A 19172-nucleotide genomic window follows, 5' to 3' on the forward strand; every position below is an offset into this window, starting at 1 on the left:
TGCCTGTAACCCGTTAACTGTACCGCACCTACCGCATCAGCGCGAGGGCGACCGACGATATCCCGTCTAACTAACGCAAACCCTCTACCGCATCCGCCAGAAGAGCGGCGGCCCTATCCTGAGCCAGACCACGCGCCGCCTGACGCATGGCGTCGCGCGCCGCCGCGTCATCGACCAGGTGCAGCAGTTCATCGGCAAAGGCAAAACCGTCGATATCGGCATCGGCGCAGAGCACGCCGGCCCCGGCGTCGACCAGATAACGGGCATTGGTGGTTTGGTGGTCGGCCGTCGCATGCGGATACGGCACGAGCACCGAAGGTACGGCGAGCGCAGCGATCTCGGCCACGCTCGATGCGCCCGAACGCGAGAGCACCAAATCGGCAGCAGCCAGCATATCGCCCATGTTGTCGATGTAAGACTGGACGCGGTAACGCTTCGCCTCCTCGGGCGTCAGCGCCAAAGCGCGCTCGGTCTCCTCAAAGCCGTCGGCACCCGTCGAATGCAACACATAGAGGTTCTTGCGCGAAAGCAGCTCGTTTTTGAGCGAAACCACGCGCTCGTTGAGGTGCTGGGCGCCAAGTGAACCGCCAAAGACGAGCAGCAGCGTAGCGTCCTCGGGAACGCCAAGTGCTTTGCGGCCGCGAGCGCGATCGCCCTCGATCACCGAGCGACGTACGGGGTTGCCGGTCATGAGCACGTGGCCAGGGTCACCTTCGCGCTCAAAGACCGAACGTGCAGCCGGCACCGAGATGCACACGCGGGCGGCGTGGGAGTTCATCATCTTGTTGGCCAGGCCCGGAACAGAGTTCTGCTCATGCAGCAGATACGGAACGCCCGCGCCCTTGCACCACCCCAGCAGCGGAACCTCGACATAGGCTCCGAAACCGATGGCAGCGTCGGGCTTGCCGACCTTTGAGAAATGACCAGCGAGCGCACGCTTGGCCTTGTTGACACGCCACAGCGAGGTCAGCGCCGTCCAAGGACGGGAGCGGTCGAAGCCAGTGACCGTAATGGGCACAAAATCAAACCCAGCCTCGGGGACCAGACGACCCTCGAGCTTGCGCGACTGGCCCACGAACACAACGTGGTGGCCACGATCACGCAGCTCTTCGGCCAAGGCGAGCGCGGGGTTGATGTGTCCTGCCGTGCCGCCGGCTGCAATAGCAACGGTCATCTTATCGGTCATGGTAGTCCCTTCGTACACGCGGTCCCTGGTCGTCGGTGCGCAGACGCGCCGACGGGTCCGAGTTCAAATCGATTCGATTATATCCGCCGCCCGCGTTGCGAGGGCTGGGGCGCTGAGGACGACCTTGCGGCGCCGTTCGCTGACGCGGGCGGACTGCCGGCTCGGTCGCAGAGCCATCCAGGACGGTAAAACCGTTACGCGAAGATCGCTCGCCGCGCACGTGGGGCACGCCAGCGGTACTCTCATCCATAACGGCAAAGCTCTCGCGGCGACGGTCGTACTCATCGCGACGGGCGCTCTCGTACGAAACGCGCAGGATCAATCCGGCAAGCATAAGCGACACAATAATCGACGAACCGCCGTAGCTAATAAACGGCAACGGTTTGCCCGTCATGGGAAACACGTTGAGGATGCCCAACGCGTTAATCAAAAACTGCACCGCGAGAATGACCGCGGAGCCAGACGCCATAAGCGCGCCCCGACGATCGGTCGCCTGCTCGGCAATGCGAAACGCCGAATAGATCAGCATCGCAAACACCAAGAAGAACAGCACGGTTCCGACAAAACCGACCTCCTCGCCAATGATGGCCAGGATGTAGTCATTGTGCGCCTCGGGCAGATACGAGTACTTCATGGTTGAGTTGCCGATGCCACGGCCGAACAGACCGCCCGAGGCAAAGGCCATGATGGCAAGCGTAGCCTGATAGCCGTCACCATACTCGTCGGCCCAAGGGTTCAAGGCAACCTGAATACGCACCATACGGTACGGCTCTGCAACAAGCGCAATCACAATCACGAGAATGCCGAAGATTAGCACGCCGATGATAAATCTGGGGTCGAGACCCGCAAACAACGCCATGCACATGAGGGTCAACAGGATGATCAGGACAGTACCGAAATCGGGCTGGATAAAGATCAGAAAGAGCGAAATACCCAGGTAGATGCCCATCTTGCGAAGGAATTCGTTGATGTTGCCACCGGGCGAAAAGAAACGATCAAGCATGATGGCCGAATACGCAATGGCAAATGGCTTTAAAAACTCGGAAGGCTGGAACTGAATGCCGGCAATGTTGAGCCAGCGCGTGGCGCCACGGCTGCCGCTGCCCACCAAGAACACCAGAAACAGTAGCCCTATCATGCCTATGAGGAAGATCCTGAGCACGTCTTCCCCAAACCAACTGTCCGGCAAGATGCGCACGATGGCAACCATAGCCAGCACGCCAACTCCGGCAAACGCGGCTTGTCGAAACAGAAAAAACGTCGCCGAGCCATTCTCGTGCAGCGCCTCGACCGAAGACGCCGAGTACACCATCAGCAGGCCAAAGCATACCAAGGTAAACAGGCAGGCCATGAATATCAAACGGGGGCGCATGATACGGGCGGGAACGCCGGCAATATAGCGTTCGCTAAACGTCTGCCCGCCGCGACCGGAACGCGGTGTGCTGCGCCGCGAGGAAGCACGGTCCGAGTCGGGCCTCCTCATACCTTGTCGGGGGCTCTCCTCTCTCACCGGCAACCCCTATTCCATTTGCGATTTCGCCGCAGCGGCAAGCTGGGCCACATAGTCCTTAAACACGCGGCCGCGCTCCTCATAGCCCGAGAACTCATCGAACGAAGAGCAGGCAGGAGAAAGTAAGATCACGTCGCCACGGCTCGACAGCGAACGGGCGACGTCCACGGCATCGCGCAGGTCATCCGCCTGGGCGATATCCACGTCACCATCGACATCGGCCTCGTCCATAGCGGCGGTAAAGCGCTCGCGCGCATCGCCAAAGCAAACGACCGAGCGCACGTTGTCCATAACGACGCGGGCAAAGTCCGCAAGCGGCGTACCCTTATCGTGGCCGCCGAGCAGCAAGATCACGTCGTCATCGGGAAATGCCGTCAGTGCCTTCTCGACCGCATCGGTGTTAGTCGCCTTGGAATCGTTGACGTAGCGCACGCCGTCAATCTCGCCACACGGCTCCACGCGGTGCTCGAGCGGCTGGAACGAGGCCAGACCGCGGCAGACACCGTCGACATCGGCACCGACTGCCAAGGCAGCCGTGGCAGCGCACAGGGCATTGATAACATTGTGATGGCCCGAGATCTTGAGCTCGGATGTAGCGATGAGCGGGGTCTCGACACCCTTCAGACGCACGATCATCTTGCCATCGCGCACAAAGGCGGCATCCTCGCCCTCAGGCTCGTCAAAGGCAACCTTGCAGATGCGACGACCCGGCGTGTAGATGTACTCATCGAACTCGTGAATGCCGGCGTCTTCGACGTCGACAACCACCAGATCGTCATCGACCATATTGTCAAACAGTTTGATCTTGGCAAGCGCATAGTTCTTATGACTCTTATGCCAGCCCAAGTGGTCGGGAGTGATGTTGAGCAGCACCGCCACGCGGGGGTGGAGCTCGGTTGTCGTAGCAATCTGATAGCTCGAGAGCTCAGCCACAAACCACTCGTTGTGGGCTCGGCCGTCAATCTCGTTGACCGGCGGCTCGCCGATGTTGCCGACAGCAACGCTGGCCTCGCCGGCAGCCTTGAGCAGATAATCAGTCAGCGACGTGGTGGTCGTCTTGCCGTTGGTGCCCGTGATGGCAATCCAGTTATCGGGCGACAGGCGATAGGCAAACTCGGGCTCACCCATAATCTGGGCGGCATGCTCGCGCCCAGCCTTAAAGAAGCCCGAGAACTCCGAGATGCCCGGGCACGTCACGCATACGTCATAGGCGCCCTCGACCTGTTCGGTCCCATAGACAAACGACGCACCAGCAGCCTCGAGCGCACGCGTGGCGTCATTGGGCTCAGAGGTGCCACCGCCATACACGGTAACGGCACTTACGCGCTCGGGATGTGCCAGCGCCCAGCGGGCGACATCGAGACCGGATTTGCCCTGACCCAAAACGAGCAGGCTAAAGACATCAGCAAGAGACATGAAAGACCACTATCCCAACTGGAAGAACAGAGCAAGGCCAACGGCACCAAAGGCAGCAGCGATAATCCAAAAACGGATGACGACCTTGGTCTCGGCCCAGCCCTTCTTTTCGAAATGATGATGGATGGGCGCCATAAGGAAGACGCGCTTGTGCGTAAAGTGGAAGTAGACAACCTGAATCATGACCGACAGGGTCTCAACGATAAACAGGCCGCCGATGATAAGGGAGACGACCTCGGTGTTGGTCATGATGGACGTGCAGGCAAACGCGGCGCCCAGGGCAAGCGAGCCGGTATCGCCCATAAAGATGCTCGCCGGATAGCAGTTGAACCACAGAAAGCCCAAGCAGGCACCGGCACACGCGGTGCAGAAGATGGACAGGTTCACGTCTCCGTGCAAAAACGCCATGGCAGCCATGGCGAGCATGGCAATCATGGAGGTGCCGCCAGCAAGACCGTCAAGGCCATCGGTCAGGTTCACGGCATTAGAAAGACCGGCGATCATCAGCCAGCAAAAGACAATGTAGAGCCACGGGAACGAAAGGCCGCAGATGGTGGTCGAAAGCACGCCAAGGTCAATCGTCAGGCCGCCGGGAAAACGAATCTCGGGGGCGACGCCGCACCAGTTAACGGCAAGTACCGTAAAGGTGACACAGATAATGGTTAGGCCGATCATCTTGGCATGAGGCGTCAGACCGAGCGAGCGCCCATGCGTAACGGAGGTCAGGTCGTCGATCAGGCCCAGCACGCCGGTCGCCAGCGTGGCGAGCAGCACGAGCACGAGCTCGGTGGTGAGCTTGCCCATCAGCAGGCAGGTCAGCGAAATCGCAACAAGGATGATGACGCCGCCCATGGTCGGCGTACCCTGTTTAATCAAATGACGCTTGGGGCCGTCGGCTCGGACCTGTTGGCCGATACCCTCGACCTTCAGCAGCTTGATCCACCACGGCATGAGCAGCAGCGCAATGGCAGCGGCGATGCCAAGCCCCAAAAAAGCCTGATACGTTGGATACGAGGGATTGCCGAACATGGGCTAGCACACACCTTCCACAAAGCGGTCGAGCTCAACAAAGCGGGAACCCTTGACCAGTACAACATCATGTTTTTCAAGCGCGCCGCCCATGCGGTCGAGCACCTGCTGATAATCGGAGAACACCTGGATGCGGTCCTCGTCCATGCCCATCATGCGCGCGGCATCGGCCATAAGCTGGGCCAGCTCACCACCCACGCACGCCAGCATGTCGAGCTTCTTGGCGGCCGCATAGGCGCCCACGAGCTCATGCATGCGAGGAGCCTCATCGCCCATCTCGCCCATCTCGCCCAGGATCGCCATGCGAGACCCCGTGCACGAAAGCGAGCACAGTAGATCGAGGCCAGCAGCCATGGATTCGGCACTGGCGTTATAGGAATCGTCGATGACGCGGGCACCGCTCTTGGCGCGCTTGATCTCCTGGCGGTGACCGGTGATCGTGAGGCCCCTAAAGGCAGCATCGATCTGCTCGGGCGTCACGCCCAAGCGATAGGCAACCGCGGCGGCCTTTACGGCATTAGGAACGGACTGCACGCCGGGGATGGCAAGCATGGTATCGATCGTCTCACCTTGGCCAAAATCGAGCGTAAAGACCGGACGTCCCTCGTCATCAACACGAATGTCGCGGGCACGGACCTCATCATCGTCCGAGACGCCGGCCAGCATCACATCGATACCAGCAGGCTGGGCGAACGTATCGCGAATGAACGGCGTAAAGTCGTCCTCACCGCCCAAAACCAGCAGCGGCAAGAAGTCGCCGGCGGCGCACATACCCTGGACAATCTCGGCCTTAGCGCGGGCGATGTTCTCGCGGCTGCCCAAAATGCCGATGTGAGAGGTACCAATCTTGCTTACGATGGCAAGGTTGGGATTGGCGGACTGGGACAGGCGCTCAATCTCGTGGAAATGGTTCATGCCCATCTCGAGCACCAGGACCTCGGTATCGGCCGGAGCGGAAAGCACCGTGAGCGGCATGCCGATCAGGTTATTGAAATTGCCCTTGGTGGCCCAGACACGATAGCGCTTGGCGAGCACGGCGGCGAGCACGTCCTTGGTCGCCGTCTTGCCGATGGAACCGGTAATGCCAACGACCAGGCAGCCAAGCTCCAGGCGATACGTGTGCGCCAAACGCAGCAGAAACTCCTCGGGATCATCGGTCAGCAGGATGGCGCACCCCTTGTCCTGCGCCAGCGAGACCAGCTCAGCCTCGGGCTCACGCGTCATCACGACGGCGCCGGCACCCGACTGGACGGCACGGGAAGCAAAATCATTGCCGTCGACGTTTTCACCGGGAAAGGCGACGAAAATCGTCCCTTCCTCGACCTGGCGCGAGTCGATAACGCACCCGCGGCATACCCGATCGGCTTCTCCCGTCACGGTTCGGGCCCCTGTTGCGGCCGCGAGGTTGTTGACGGCGATCTCTATCATTGCAGCTCCCCTGTAAACCTAATAATGCTATCGGCGTATTGTATCCCAGCGCCGCACATGCGTGGTGCAGGGCATGTGAACACCCTCATATGGGACAACAAACAACGCCCCAAAGATTGTAACCCCCTACTTCGTGTGCGGGATACCCAGCACGTCGAGCGCGTTGGCCATAATGGACTGGAACGGCACCGCAGCGGCATCTGAGCCGCTCGGCGTTCCGTCGAGCGTGATATAGCACAGCACCTTGGGCGATTGTGCCGGTGCAAAGCCCATAAAGGACGACATGTAGTTCTCCTTGAGGTAGCCGCCGTTCTCGTCGGCACGTTCGGCCGTACCGGTCTTACCCGCCACGTCATAGCCGTCAACCGCGCCGCCAACGCCCGTTCCCTCGGACACAACCGTCTGCATGCACGATGTCACCTGGGATGCGGCGTCCTCCGAAATCGCGCGCTCGCCTTCACCCCAGTCCTTCTCGTCGCCTTTGCTGGACTTATAGAAGTGCGGTGTCATCATCACGCCGCCGTTGGCGATGCCGCCCACGGCACGTGCGATCTCAATCGGCGAGACGGACAGTGCCTGTCCAAAGCTCATCGAGCCCAACGTGGCGCCGTCATACTGGTCACGCTCCTTGACGATACCCAGGCTCTCTCCCGGAAAATCGACACCCGAGCTGTGACCGATGCCCCACTTGTCCACATAGGCGGCAAAGTCGTCGGCACCGATCTTGCGCCCCACCAGGACAAAGCCCACGTTGGACGAACGGCGCATCATCTCGCGCACATCCATGGTCATGGCATAGTCGCGCTTGTCGGCATCGGTGACGGTATCGTCGCCCACCTTGATGCTCGCCGGCACCTCAAACGACGTACTCGATCGCACGACACCCAAGTCGAAACCGGCGCCCGCCACGAGCGTCTTAAAGACCGAGCCGGGCTCGTAGGCGTCGGTGACCAGGCGCAGGTTCATATCCTCGGTCTTGGCGTTCTCCAGATCGGTCTGGTCGTAGGTCGGGTACGAGCAGGCTGCGAGAATTTCACCGGTCGTGGGGTCGGTGACCAGCGCCGAGCCGTTCTTGGCCTTTGTCTTCTCGACAGCCTCTGCCAGGGCATCCTCGGCCGCACGCTGGATATTGACGTCGAGCGTCGTCACGATATCAACGCCGTCGACCGCAGCCACCTTTTTATAGGCACCGCCCGCGATATAGCTGCCGTCCCTCGCGCGCTCGCGTACGAGAGAACCGTTCGTGCCGGTCAGAAGCTTGTTGTATTGCTTTTCGAGACCCGTCAAGCCGTCGTTGTCTACATTCACTACACCCAGCACCTGCGATGCCAGATTGCCGTATGGATATACACGCTTCATGGCCTGCTCAAAAAGCACGCCGGGCAGGTTCTTCTTCTCCAGCGCCGCAACATCGTCTTCGTCCACCTGGCGCTTGATATACACCCAGGTTCCATCGGACTCAACGAGCTTGCGGCAGGTCTTTTTATCGATTCCAGTTGCCTTGACCAGCGCCGACACCGTCTTGCCAACATCCTCGACAAGCTGCGGGTTCACGGCGATGTTGCGACATTCGACTGACGACGCCAGCACGTTGCCGTTGCGGTCGTAGATGGTGCCACGTTTGGCATAGAGGGTCTGCGCAAGCAGGCGACGCGCGTCGGCACGCTCGCGCAGTTTATCGGCTTCGACAATTTGATAGTCGGCAAGGCGAAAGACGCCCAAGCCCAAGCCAAGCCCGATGAAGCCCATGACGGCTTTGCGGCGAGGCAGAGGCGCGCCTGTGAGCCATTCGGTCGACGAACTCTTGCGCGACCTGGTGTTATGCACTTGAGGGCCGCCCGAGCCGCGAAGTCGCGACGCCGGGTCGTTGCCACGGGACTGCCCGGCGTTGTAAGATTGCCGACCCGTTCCTTGATAACCAGAACGTCCCCGCGACGAGGGACGTCCAGAACCGCGGCCCCCATCGGAACCGCGGCGATAGTCATTTGTCATACTCAGCTACCGTCTTGCTACTGAGCGGTCGCGGTCGCGTTGGCGCCCGCGGCTGCATCCTGCGAAAAGTCAAGTGTAACGCTCTCGCTGGGCTCCACCATGCCATAAGCTCCCGCAAGGTCGCGAATGCGCGTGTCGGCGCCATAGACCGAATGCATGACCTCCAGGTCGGAGCTCTCATCGGTCGCCTTTTCGAGCGTGTTGGTAAGCTCGGCGTTGCTGTTGAGCACCTGGGCCGTAACGCCGGCGAGCGCCACGCGGGCGACGCCGATCGTCATGAAGATAGCCGCAATGATGCAAAACGTTTTAAGAACGCTCATGAAAACCGGGCTGACCGCCTGGTTTGCCTGACGGCCCGCGCCCGTGTAGACATCAAAGCGCGGCGTGCGCTGCTCACGGGGAGCAACGGGGGCCTGCGGCGTCTCACGATAGGCGGGCATGGCGTTCATATCATAGGCGAGTGCTGCGCTTGAAGTGTTGTAGCCCATGATATGCCGCCTCCCATCCCGAGTGCGTTGGTAGTGTGTTTAAGCTTCGTTTATGGTGCGAGCGGGAGGTCCAATATCGCGCGGTCGCGCCTACAGACGCTGCGCCACGCGGATTTTGGCTGATCTCGCCCGAGGGTTGCGCTCAACCTCATCAGGCTGGGCAACCAGGGGTTTGCGGGTGATGACCTTGAGTATCGGCACGTTGCCGCACACGCACACCGGAATCTCCGGCGGACACGTGCACCCCTGGCTCATCTCCTTAAAGTGGTTCTTTACGATACGGTCCTCGAGCGAGTGATACGAGATGACGCAGATACGTCCGCCCGGGTTGAGCCACCTGGTGGCGGCATCAAGCCCTCGTTCGAGCACATCGAGCTCGTGATTGACCTCGATGCGAATGGCCTGGAAACTTTTCTTGGCCGGGTGTCCACCATGCCGACGAGCGGCAGCCGGGATACCCGCCTTGATGATCTCGACAAATTGGCCGGTGGTTTCGATCGGTTCTTGCTCGCGGCGGCGCACGATCTCGCGCGCGATCTGCGAGGCGAACTTCTCTTCGCCGTAGACGCGTAGAATCCGGGCGAGGTCGTGTTCGTTATAGGTGTTGATGACCTCAGCTGCGTTTAAGGTGTTATTACCCGGATCCATCCGCATGTCCAATGGGGCGTCCTCGTTATACGAAAAGCCCCTGCCAGGGATATCGAGTTGCGGCGACGAAACGCCCAAATCGAACAGGAAGCCATCGACCCCGGGCACCTCGGCCGAGCAAAGCAGCTCGTCCAAGTCGCCGAAGTTGCCCTTCAGCAGCTGGTGCGGAACGCCGGGAACCTCGCGGTCCAGACGGGCGCCAGCGGCCTCGAGGGCCATGTCGTCCTGATCGACGCCGAGCAAAAGGCCCGTCTTCCCCACCTGCGCGGCCATCTTTACCGAATGGCCGGCACCGCCAAGGGTGCAATCGCAGACAACGGAGCCGCTCTTTAGCCGCAGCGACTCAAGCACTTCGCCGAGCATGACAGGTTCATGCCGATATTCTTGTGTCAAGATCCCACGCTCCATCCGTTACTCGTGCCTTGCCCTTACGAGAAGAAGAGGTCCAGCAGGGCCTCGTCATCATCGTCCTCATCGGCCGTAGCGCGGTCCCAAACCTCAAGGTGGTCGTAGTTGCCCACAACCGTGACCTCGCGGTCGAGGTTCGCCTGCTTGCGGAGAGACTCAGAAAGACCGATACGACCCGCGCTGTCCACATCCATCGACGTGGTGCGCTTGTTGATCGCCCTCATGAGCTTCTGGTCGTTAATGTCACGCGGGTTAAAACCCTCATGGCCCTCACGACCCGCGAAGAGTCCTTCGACCCACTTATCGAAGGCCTCGGCAGAGAACACGTACAGAGCATCGACATCCAGGGCTTTAAACACGCGAACGTGCTCTCCAAGCTCCTCGCGAAGGGGTGCAGGCAGGGATAGACGACCTTTTGCATCGAGATTGCGCTCGTATGCACCCGTCATTCCCATGTGCGCCCTCCCCTCGGTTACTCAGATGGCACGTACGCGGGGAACCACCCCGCCTGTCGACGTCATCAATAATATGGGGAACCGCCCCATTTTTCAACACCTTTCCCCCCCCCTTCCCCCACCCCACCCCACCACTCCACCCCCAATATGTTGTAAAACACCCCCGAGCATATGTTCGAAAACACAATATGTTGTGTTTACAGCAAAGGCGGGATGCCACCTGTAGAACCACGCCCGCGAACCTCAACCTTCAAGTTGACCTTGAGGCGATTTTTACGTCCCTTTACACGTCGTTCACATCGCCCCAAACTCCCCCACCCACGGCACACACGGCCCACCACCGCGTCGGTGTCTGGCGAAAAATGGGGTGGGCCCCGGATTGCCCATGCGCGCAAAAGTGCGTCTCGGCAATCTGGGGCCCGTCCCCTTTAATATTTATAAATATGCAGGTCAGCGAGGTGCTAGCGATGTGCCAACGGATGCGCCGCCAGATAGACCTCGGTCAGTTGCGTGCGGTCGACATGCGTGTAGACCTGCGTGGTCGAAATATCGGCATGGCCCAAAATCTCCTGCAGCACACGCAGGTCGGCACCGCCCGCGAGCATGTGGGTGGCAAAGGAGTGGCGCAGGGTGTGGGGATGGAGCCCAACCAGCCCCACCTGGCGCCCATACCGCTCGCATATCGCATGCACGGCCTGGCGCGACAGGCGACGTCCGTTCTTATTTAAAAAGACCGCCGAGGTCTCCGTCCCGTGAGCATGGGCGGCCAGGAGAGTGCGCCCGTCACCTATATAGCGTGTCAGGGCACGCGCCGCGCTTCCCGCCAACGGGGCCAGACGCTCCTTGGAGCCCTTACCGCGCACCAGGACAAACCCGTCATCGATATGGATATCGCCCACATCGAGCCCAACCAGCTCACTCACGCGCAAGCCGCAACCGTAAAGCACTTCCAAGATGGCGTGATCGCGCAGTCCCATCTCGCCCTCGGGAAAGTCTTGATCGAGCAGTGCCGAGACGTCCTCCACCGAAAGGTATTCCGGCAGGCGATCTGCCTTTTTGGGCAGGCGCAACGCCGCCGTCGGGTTTTGGGCCACGGCCCCATCGCGCACCAAAAAGGCATGCAGGCCCTTCACGGCAGCAAGCGCGCGCTCCACCGAGGCGTCGGAATAGCCTCCGTCGCGGCGATCGGCAACAAAGCCCTCCACGACCTGACGGGTCACCTCTTCAAAAGACGCAATGTCAGCCCGCTCCAGATAGGCGCAGTACGTCGTCAGGTCACGACGATAGGCCGCAATCGTGTTGCGCGCCAAGCCCCGCTCGACCGCGAGGTAATCGAGATACTCCCCCGCCGCCACGGCGAGCGACGAGGGAGTAGCTTCGGTATGTTCCTTATTCGCCGGCACCCTTAGTCCGTAGCGAGGTTCTTGGGCGTCACCTGCAAGCGATCGACGCCCTCGTGCTGGCCGATCGAAGCGCGCACGAACTCGCGGAACAGCGGCTGCGGGTTGGTCGGGCGGCTCTTGAACTCGGGATGAGCCTGGGTTGCCACATACCACGGATGTACGTCGCGCGGCAGCTCGACCATCTCGACCAGACGCTCGTCGGGCGAAAGACCCGAGATTACCAGACCGGCGTCCTCGAGCTGATCGCGGAAGGCGTTGTTGAACTCAAAACGGTGACGGTGACGCTCGTAGACGAGCTCCTCGCCGTATGCCTCGCGCGCGAGGGTATCGGCGGCGAGCTTGCACGGATAGGCGCCCAGGCGCATGGTGCCGCCCTTCTCGGTCACGTCCTCCTGCGAGCTCATCAGGTCGATGACACTATACGGGCCATCCGGATCGAACTCGGAAGAGCTGGCGCCGGCAAGGCCGACCACGTTGCGGGCGAACTCGCACACGGCTACCTGCATACCCAGGCAAATGCCCAGATACGGAATCTTGTGCTCGCGGGCGAACTCGGCCGCGAGGATCTTGCCCTCCAGGGCGCGCTTGCCAAAGCCGCCAGGGACCAAGATGCCCGAGGCGTCACCCAGGACCTCGGAGACATTCTGCTCGTCGAGGCTCTCGCCATCGACCAGCTGCACGTCAACGTGGCGATCGTAGAACACACCAGCGTGGTGCAGGGCCTCGATAACCGACAGGTAGGCATCGGGCAGCTGCGTATACTTGCCCACGACGGCGATCTTCACCTTGTCGGCGTGCTGGTTGGCATGGTTCTGCTTGCGCAGGAACTCGTTCCACTGACTCAGGTCGCGCTCACGCGGGTCCAGACCCAGACGCTCGCAAATGCGCAGGTCAAAGTCCTGCTCGGCAAGCAACTGCGGAACATCGTAGATGCTCGCGCAGTCCTCGTTGGTAAAGACACAGTCGGTGTCGACGTCGCAGAAGCTTGCGATCTTGCCGCGGATGGCATCGTCGATATGGTGGTCGGAGCGCAGAACGATAATATCGGGCTGGATACCAAAGCTGCGGAGCTCCTTAACGGAGTGCTGCGTCGGCTTGGTCTTGACCTCGTGGGCGGCGGCGATATAGGGAACGAGCGACACGTGGATGTAGCAGACGTTCTCGGGGCCGGCCTCCTTGCGGTACTGACGAATGGCCTCGACAAACGGTTGGGACTCGATGTCGCCGATAGTGCCGCCCAGCTCAGTGATGACTACATCGGAGCCGGTCTGCTCCTCAATACGACGGAACTTTTCCTTAATGGCGTTCGTGACGTGCGGAATCACCTGTACGGTGCCGCCCAAAAAGTCACCGCGACGTTCACGGGCGATCAGGCTCTTATAGATGGCACCAGTCGTAAAGTTGGAATCGCGGGTTAGGTTCTCGTCAATAAAGCGCTCGTAGTGGCCCAGGTCCAGATCGGACTCGTAGCCGTCCTCGGTCACAAAGACCTCGCCATGCTGGAACGGGCTCATGGTGCCGGGGTCGACGTTCAGATACGGGTCGGCCTTTTGCATCGTTACCTTGTACCCGCGCGACTTGAGCAGACGGCCCAGCGAGGCCGCGGTAATACCCTTGCCCAGAGACGAAACCACGCCGCCGGTCACGAACACATGCTTGGTCATATTGAGTTACCTGCGCTTCCCGTAGAAGTTGTCCATACACATCTTACGGGTCTTCATTGTAATACTCGCGACGCGCGCCGCACGCATTTTTTCTTACGCGCAATCGCATTTCTCCATCTCGAAACAAAACGCCGTCCGGTTGCCCAGGCGGCGTCGTTTCCACTATGAATGCACGCTGTTATCGATCGGCGGCTTCATCCTCGATCAAGTCCTTCACGAGCATACCGGCACGGATGCCCTCTAGATACCATTCGCCACGCTCCGTGAGACAAATACCATTTGCGAGCTGGCCGCCGTCGTCGCTGTAGCGCGAGACGACCTCGATGATGTCTTCGGATTCCAAGCGTTCAATTGCCGCGCGGGCGCGATACGGAGACACCCCCACACGCTCGGCAAGCGTCTTGCGCGAAAAGCCATAAAATCCGCCGTTGTCTTCGGACGGCTGTGCGATCTCCATCAGCACCTGTACCTCGACACGCTTCATATCGTTGACACTCGCACGACCCTTGCCAGCCATGGCAGCCTCCTCAAACCGAGCACGGGCATCACCTGCACCGTGCGCGACCGGCACACCCCATGATGGCCGGCAACATCCATCATGCGGCATCCCCGCAAAAGGATGAAACAGTTAGGGTTATTGTATACCGCCCAAATCGCTCATAGGCAGGTAAACGGGCTATTTTTAGGTTAAACGGTAGCTTTGTTGATAAAAGGGGCACACCGAATGCATACCCGATGCGCCCCTTTCAGACCAATTAATCCAGGCTTAGCGGTGGAAGAAACCACGGCGCTCGAACTTGGGCTCGCAGCACACGTTGATGCCCAGCTTGCGCAACACCGTCTCGTCCGTCGGCGAGATGATCACGCTAAAGAAGGCATCGCAGCCGCGCAGCTGCTCCAGGCCCGAAAGGACGCGGGCCGCCGTCTCGCTCGTTGCCGAGGTGATCGAGAGCGCCATAAGCGTCTCGTCGGTGTGCAGGCGCGGGTTCTTGCTACCCAGGAAATGCGTCTTGAGCTTGCTGATAGGCTCGATCGCCTCATCGCTAATGACCTCGAGCTCAAGGTCAACGCCCGAGACATGCTTAAGTGCGTTCATGATGAGCGAGCTCGCGGCGCCCAGGCGCGTGGAAGTCTTGCCGGTCACCACGGAGCCATCGGGCATGACCATGGCGCCTACGGGGCCACCCGTCAGCTGCTCCCTGGTAAGGGCGGCCGAGCGTGCCGGCGAGTAGTTCTTGTCGATACCGGCCTTCTTCATAATGATCTTGAGACGGTCGACTTGCTCATCGCCCACGCCGGTACGGCGCACATTTTCGACCGCGGTAAAGTAGCGGCGGACGATCTCCATCTTGGAAGCGTCGCGGCAGGCATCGTCATCGGTAATAGCAAAACCGACCATATTGACGCCCATGTCCGTGGGGCTCTGGTAGGGGCTCTTGCCCAGGATCTTTTCCATCAGAGCACGGACCACCGGGAAGGCCTCGACGTCGCGGTTGTAGTTGACCGTAGTCTTGTTATAGGCCTCCAAGTGGAAGGAGTCGATGATATTCGCATCGTCGAGATCGGCCGTTGCTGCCTCATAGGCGATGTTGACCGGATGCGTGAGGGGCAGATTCCAGACCGGGAAAGTCTCGAACTTGGCGTAGCCGGCGGCGGTGCCGTGCTTGTGCTCGTGATAGAGCTGCGAGAGGCAAGTGGCGAGCTTGCCTGAGCCGGGGCCGGGAGCGGTGACCACGACGAGCGGACGCGTGGTCTCGACAAACTCGTTCTTGCCGTAGCCATCGTCGGACACGATCAGATCGACATCGTGCGGATACCCCTCGATGGGATAGTGCAGCTTGGCGGGAATACCGAGCGCGTTCAGGCGGTTGCGGAACACATCAGCAGCAGGCTGGCCAGCGTACTGGGTGATGACCACAGCCGCGACGGCAAAGCCGTTGCCGCGGAACAGGTCAACCAGGCGCAGCACATCCTCGTCATAGGTAATGCCCAGGTCACCACGAGCCTTGTTTTTCTCGATGTGGTTCGCGTTGATCGCGATGATAACCTCGACATCGTCGGCGATGCTCTTGAGCATGCGGAACTTGCTGTCCGGTTCAAAACCCGGTAGCACGCGGCTCGCATGATAGTCATCGAATAGCTTACCGCCAAACTCCAAATAGAGCTTGCCGCCAAACTGCGAGATGCGCTCCTTAATGTGAGCAGCCTGCAGCTCGATATACTTCGCGTTGTCGAAACCCTGGCGCATATATGGCTCCCGTCCCGTTTCCATTTAATGTTCTAGGCGATTATAACGGAGCCCGCCCTCCCCGATACCCAGACCATCAACAGGCACCAACCAAACATCCGTCAAACCTCTTGTCGGACATATTTGGTGCAAACTAACCTGACCCCATTGCACCGCCCCATAACACCAACAATGGCAGCGCCGCAGGTGGAGCAAAAGTCAGCGAAAGCCCGCCAGAGCGAGCAAGGTGACGTGAAAGAGGAGGGCATAGGCCTTTTGGCCATGCCCGACGATTGAACGTCAGATTGCCGCTCTGGCGGGCTTGCAGCGTCGAGTGGTTCCGGCGTTTGGTAAAACGCCGGAACACAAGAGCGCCCCCTCCCGCGCACGGAACGGGAGGGGGCTAAAGGTAGGAGTCTACCGGTGGGTTTACCCCACCGGACAGACGATGACCAGGTGATCCTTTACAGGATCGTCAAGGTTTCCGTGGGGTACCCGTTGGGTACTTAGAGCAACACGCAGGCGACGGTCAGGATGATGGCGCAGACGACGGAGAGCGCGACGATGAGCTTAAGGGCAAACTTGAGCCAGGTCGTCCACTCGATCTTGGCCAGGGCGAGACCGCCCATGATGGCGCCGGAGGTCGGGGTGAACAGGTTCACGACACCGATGGCGGCGGAGAAGATCATGACCATGACCTCGGGCGAGAAGCCGAGCTTAACAGCCAGCGGTCCCATGATGGGCATGGAGACGGTGGCCATACCGGAGGTCGAGGGGATCAGGAAGGACAGGCCGAAGTAGACCAGGAAGCTCATGGGAGCGAAGATCACGCCGGACAGGCCAGCCAGGGCATTGGCGGCGGCGTCGAGGACGTAGACGTCGAGGCCGGTGTTAGCCATGAGGACGGAGATACCGCGGGCGAGAGCGATGACGAGGACAACGGACATCATGTCGGCAGCGCCGGTAATGAAGGTGTTCACAATCTGCTTCTCGGACAGGCCACCGATGATACCGATCAGGACAGCCATGAGGAAGAACCAGGTGGAAGCCTCGTCGAAGTACCACTGGCCAATGGGCAGGCCGGTGATCAGGGCAGACCAGCCCTGAACGATGGCGTTACCGTCGGCATCGTAGACAGCGCCAGCGTCAAAGAAGTTGGCGACGCCCTCGTTGAGGTCGGCCAGCGGGATGAAGCCGACGATCATGACGACGAAGGTGAAGGCGAAGGCGATCAGAACACCCTTCTGACGACCGGTGAGCTTGACCTCCTTGTGGACCTCGGAAGCAGCCTTGCCGTGAGCCTCTTCGGCGTCCTTGAGCTCCTGCATCGAAAGAATGGTGGAACCCTTGTCAGCCTTGACCTTCTTGGCATAACTCATGACGAAGAAGATGGACATGGCAGTGGTAACAATCCACAGGACGGCACCGAGGCCGATGATGATGGACTGGTTGACCTCAATGCCAACGCCGGTCAGAGCGTCGACGGCAGCGCCGACGGCGAACGGGTTAACCGTGGAGCCCAGGCAGCCGCAGCCAGCGCCGAGCAGGACGGTAGCAGCGCCGACCATGGGGTCGAAGCCAGCAGCCATCATGGTAGCGGCGAGCAGGGCGTAGAAGGGAACGGTCTCCTCGCACATACCATAGGTGGTACCACCGAGGGAGAAGATGAGCATCAGCACGGGAATGAGCATAATCTCGTTGCCCTTAAGCTTCTGCACCAGAACGGCGATGCCGTTGTCCAGGGCGCCGGTCTCGGTCATCATACCGAGGAAGCCGCCCAGGATCATAACGAAGAGGCAGACGGGCAGAGCGTCAGCGAAGCCCTTAATCGGGGCGGTGCAGAAATCGCTCAGACGGGCGGCAGTAACCGCGCCGCCGGACGTGCCGGAGACGATAACGGTAATCACTGCGACAATTGCCAGCAGAGCAAGAAGAATGGTGAACGATGAAGGCATACCGCGCTTTTTCTTAGCGGTCTCAGTCATAGTTCTCATCCCCCCTTCATAAATCATTTACTGATCTCGCCAGAAGCGGCTCTTCCGTGCCGTGCCTGCCGCTTGATGCGAGATTATTACCAGATAAAACTGCTCGGGGTGTGCAGCAAGACACCCCGAGCGAGATGCTAGATGCTCTTACTTGAGCGTGGCGTACATGACAGCCTTGATGGTGTGCATGCGGTTCTCGGCCTCGTCGAAGACCTTGGAAGCCGGGCTCTCGAAGACCTCGTCGGTGACCTCCTGCTCGGTGATGCCGAACTGCTCGCACTTCTCGGCGCCAATGGTGGTGTTGGTGTCGTGGAAGCTGGGCAGGCAGTGCAGGAAGATGGCACCCGGGTTGGCCATAGCCATGACCTCGGAGGTGACACGATACGGGGTGAGCTGAGCGATGCGCTCGGCCCAGACCTCGTCGGGCTCGCCCATGGAGACCCACACGTCGGTGTAGATAACGTCGGCACCGGTGACGCCGTCCTTGACGTCGGTGGTCAGCTTGATGGTGCAACCGTTGGCCTCGGCGATGGGCTTGCAGGCCTCGATGACGTCGTCGGCGGGCATGCACTCCTCGGGGCCGCAGGCCACGAAGTTCATGCCGAGCTTGGAGCAGACGACCATGAGGGAACGAGCGACGTTGTTCTTGCAGTCGCCCATGAAGACGAGGGTCTTGCCCTTGATGTCGTAGTTGAAGTTCTCCTGGACGGTCAGGATGTCGGCGAGCATCTGGGTGGGGTGCCACTCGGTGGTCAGGCCGTTCCAGACAGGCACGCCGGACTTAGCAGCGAGCTCCTCGACGTCGTCCTGGGCAAAGCCACGGAACTCGATGCCGTCATACATGCGGCCGAGAACGCGGGCGGTGTCCTCGATGGACTCCTTCTTGCCCATCTGCGACGAACCGGGATCGAGGTAGGTAACGCCCATGCCCAGGTCCATGCCGCCGACCTCGAAGGCGCAGCGGGTACGAGTGGAGGTCTTCTGGAAGAGCAGAACGATGTTCTTGCCCTCGAGATAGCGGTGCGGAACGCCAGCGCGCTTCATATCCTTGAAGTTCTTGGAGAGCTTGAGCAGGTACTCGATCTCCTCGGTGGTGAGGTCGAGAAGCTTGAGGAAGCTACGGCCGGAGAGGTTAACACCCATGGTTTGATTCCTTTCGAAGAAATGAATTACGTAAGTATTAGTGTTGCCCGTTTAACGGGCGAAGCCGGTGCGGTTGTAGGGGGACCGCACCGGAAACGGAAAGACTTAGAGATCCTCGCGCCAGAAGGGCATGCTCATGCAGCGCGGGCCGCCGCGGCCGCGGGAGAGCTCGGCGGAGGGCACGACGAGA

At 60.3% G+C, this 19172-nt stretch carries 16 protein-coding genes; all 16 read right to left on the reverse strand.

Annotation, left to right across the window (positions count from 1 at the left end; translation table 11 throughout):
* Positions 1–70 precede the first annotated feature (70 nt).
* Positions 71–1186 (reverse strand): undecaprenyldiphospho-muramoylpentapeptide beta-N-acetylglucosaminyltransferase, encoded by a 1116-nt coding sequence (murG, locus tag I2D57_RS01080; RefSeq protein WP_195361176.1) that lies wholly within the window; start codon positions 1184–1186, stop codon positions 71–73.
* Positions 1176–2669, reverse strand: coding sequence for a putative lipid II flippase FtsW (gene ftsW / locus I2D57_RS01085; RefSeq protein WP_195361177.1), 1494 nt, complete (start codon positions 2667–2669; stop codon positions 1176–1178). Before ftsW ends, murG begins: the two co-directional genes overlap by 11 nt.
* Positions 2670–2705: 36 nt before the next feature.
* Positions 2706–4112 carry a UDP-N-acetylmuramoyl-L-alanine--D-glutamate ligase gene (murD, locus tag I2D57_RS01090; protein ID WP_195361178.1) on the reverse strand — a complete coding sequence of 469 codons (1407 nt, stop codon included), beginning with the start codon at positions 4110–4112 and terminating at the stop codon, positions 2706–2708.
* Between the two features lie 9 nt (positions 4113–4121).
* Positions 4122–5141 (reverse strand): phospho-N-acetylmuramoyl-pentapeptide-transferase, encoded by a 1020-nt coding sequence (gene mraY, locus I2D57_RS01095; RefSeq protein ID WP_117746963.1) that lies wholly within the window; start codon positions 5139–5141, stop codon positions 4122–4124.
* A 3-nt stretch (positions 5142–5144) separates the two neighbouring features.
* On the reverse strand, positions 5145–6569 hold the full coding sequence (locus I2D57_RS01100; RefSeq protein ID WP_195361179.1) for a UDP-N-acetylmuramoyl-tripeptide--D-alanyl-D-alanine ligase: 1425 nt from the start codon (positions 6567–6569) through the stop codon (positions 5145–5147).
* A gap of 126 nt (positions 6570–6695) precedes the next feature.
* Positions 6696–8396: a peptidoglycan D,D-transpeptidase FtsI family protein gene (locus I2D57_RS01105; protein WP_324249177.1), complete on the reverse strand. Its 1701-nt coding sequence runs from the start codon at positions 8394–8396 to the stop codon at positions 6696–6698.
* A gap of 182 nt (positions 8397–8578) precedes the next feature.
* Positions 8579–9049 (reverse strand): hypothetical protein, encoded by a 471-nt coding sequence (locus I2D57_RS01110; protein ID WP_022094483.1) that lies wholly within the window; start codon positions 9047–9049, stop codon positions 8579–8581.
* A 90-nt stretch (positions 9050–9139) separates the two neighbouring features.
* Entirely contained in the window at positions 9140–10105 is a 966-nt protein-coding gene (gene rsmH, locus I2D57_RS01115) for a 16S rRNA (cytosine(1402)-N(4))-methyltransferase RsmH (RefSeq protein WP_195361180.1), read from the reverse strand.
* A gap of 20 nt (positions 10106–10125) precedes the next feature.
* Entirely contained in the window at positions 10126–10560 is a 435-nt protein-coding gene (locus I2D57_RS01120) for a division/cell wall cluster transcriptional repressor MraZ (RefSeq protein WP_035137949.1), read from the reverse strand.
* Positions 10561–11021: 461 nt separating this feature from the next.
* Positions 11022–11963: a site-specific tyrosine recombinase XerD gene (gene xerD, locus I2D57_RS01125; RefSeq protein WP_195361181.1), complete on the reverse strand. Its 942-nt coding sequence runs from the start codon at positions 11961–11963 to the stop codon at positions 11022–11024.
* A 2-nt stretch (positions 11964–11965) separates the two neighbouring features.
* Entirely contained in the window at positions 11966–13627 is a 1662-nt protein-coding gene (locus I2D57_RS01130) for a CTP synthase (protein WP_195361182.1), read from the reverse strand.
* A 178-nt stretch (positions 13628–13805) separates the two neighbouring features.
* Positions 13806–14144, reverse strand: a complete 339-nt coding sequence (locus I2D57_RS01135; protein WP_195361183.1) for a helix-turn-helix domain-containing protein — start codon at positions 14142–14144, stop codon at positions 13806–13808.
* A gap of 249 nt (positions 14145–14393) precedes the next feature.
* Positions 14394–15875: a DUF1846 domain-containing protein gene (locus tag I2D57_RS01140; protein WP_006234276.1), complete on the reverse strand. Its 1482-nt coding sequence runs from the start codon at positions 15873–15875 to the stop codon at positions 14394–14396.
* Between the two features lie 485 nt (positions 15876–16360).
* Positions 16361–17848, reverse strand: a complete 1488-nt coding sequence (locus tag I2D57_RS01145) for a YfcC family protein (protein WP_411161247.1) — start codon at positions 17846–17848, stop codon at positions 16361–16363.
* A gap of 138 nt (positions 17849–17986) precedes the next feature.
* On the reverse strand, positions 17987–18982 hold the full coding sequence (argF, locus tag I2D57_RS01150; protein ID WP_006234279.1) for an ornithine carbamoyltransferase: 996 nt from the start codon (positions 18980–18982) through the stop codon (positions 17987–17989).
* Between the two features lie 105 nt (positions 18983–19087).
* Positions 19088–19172: arginine deiminase family protein (locus tag I2D57_RS10060; RefSeq protein WP_148315932.1), on the reverse strand; the 85-nt coding region annotated here is incomplete at its 5' end.

Origin of the sequence: Collinsella aerofaciens (assembly GCF_015553355.1) — a bacterium.
Taxonomy (GTDB): domain Bacteria; phylum Actinomycetota; class Coriobacteriia; order Coriobacteriales; family Coriobacteriaceae; genus Collinsella; species Collinsella aerofaciens_V.

Coding starts and splice junctions, on each gene's coding strand:
- murG (WP_195361176.1), bottom strand. CDS start 1,186: ATGACCGATAAGATGACCGTTGCTATTGCAGCCGGCGGCACGGCAGGA.
- ftsW (WP_195361177.1), bottom strand. CDS start 2,669: ATGAGGAGGCCCGACTCGGACCGTGCTTCCTCGCGGCGCAGCACACCG.
- murD (WP_195361178.1), bottom strand. CDS start 4,112: ATGTCTCTTGCTGATGTCTTTAGCCTGCTCGTTTTGGGTCAGGGCAAA.
- mraY (WP_117746963.1), bottom strand. CDS start 5,141: ATGTTCGGCAATCCCTCGTATCCAACGTATCAGGCTTTTTTGGGGCTT.
- I2D57_RS01100 (WP_195361179.1), bottom strand. CDS start 6,569: ATGATAGAGATCGCCGTCAACAACCTCGCGGCCGCAACAGGGGCCCGA.
- I2D57_RS01110 (WP_022094483.1), bottom strand. CDS start 9,049: ATGGGCTACAACACTTCAAGCGCAGCACTCGCCTATGATATGAACGCC.
- rsmH (WP_195361180.1), bottom strand. CDS start 10,105: ATGGAGCGTGGGATCTTGACACAAGAATATCGGCATGAACCTGTCATG.
- I2D57_RS01120 (WP_035137949.1), bottom strand. CDS start 10,560: ATGGGAATGACGGGTGCATACGAGCGCAATCTCGATGCAAAAGGTCGT.
- I2D57_RS01130 (WP_195361182.1), bottom strand. CDS start 13,627: ATGACCAAGCATGTGTTCGTGACCGGCGGCGTGGTTTCGTCTCTGGGC.
- I2D57_RS01135 (WP_195361183.1), bottom strand. CDS start 14,144: ATGGCTGGCAAGGGTCGTGCGAGTGTCAACGATATGAAGCGTGTCGAG.
- I2D57_RS01140 (WP_006234276.1), bottom strand. CDS start 15,875: ATGCGCCAGGGTTTCGACAACGCGAAGTATATCGAGCTGCAGGCTGCT.
- I2D57_RS01145 (WP_411161247.1), bottom strand. CDS start 17,848: ATGAGAACTATGACTGAGACCGCTAAGAAAAAGCGCGGTATGCCTTCA.
- argF (WP_006234279.1), bottom strand. CDS start 18,982: ATGGGTGTTAACCTCTCCGGCCGTAGCTTCCTCAAGCTTCTCGACCTC.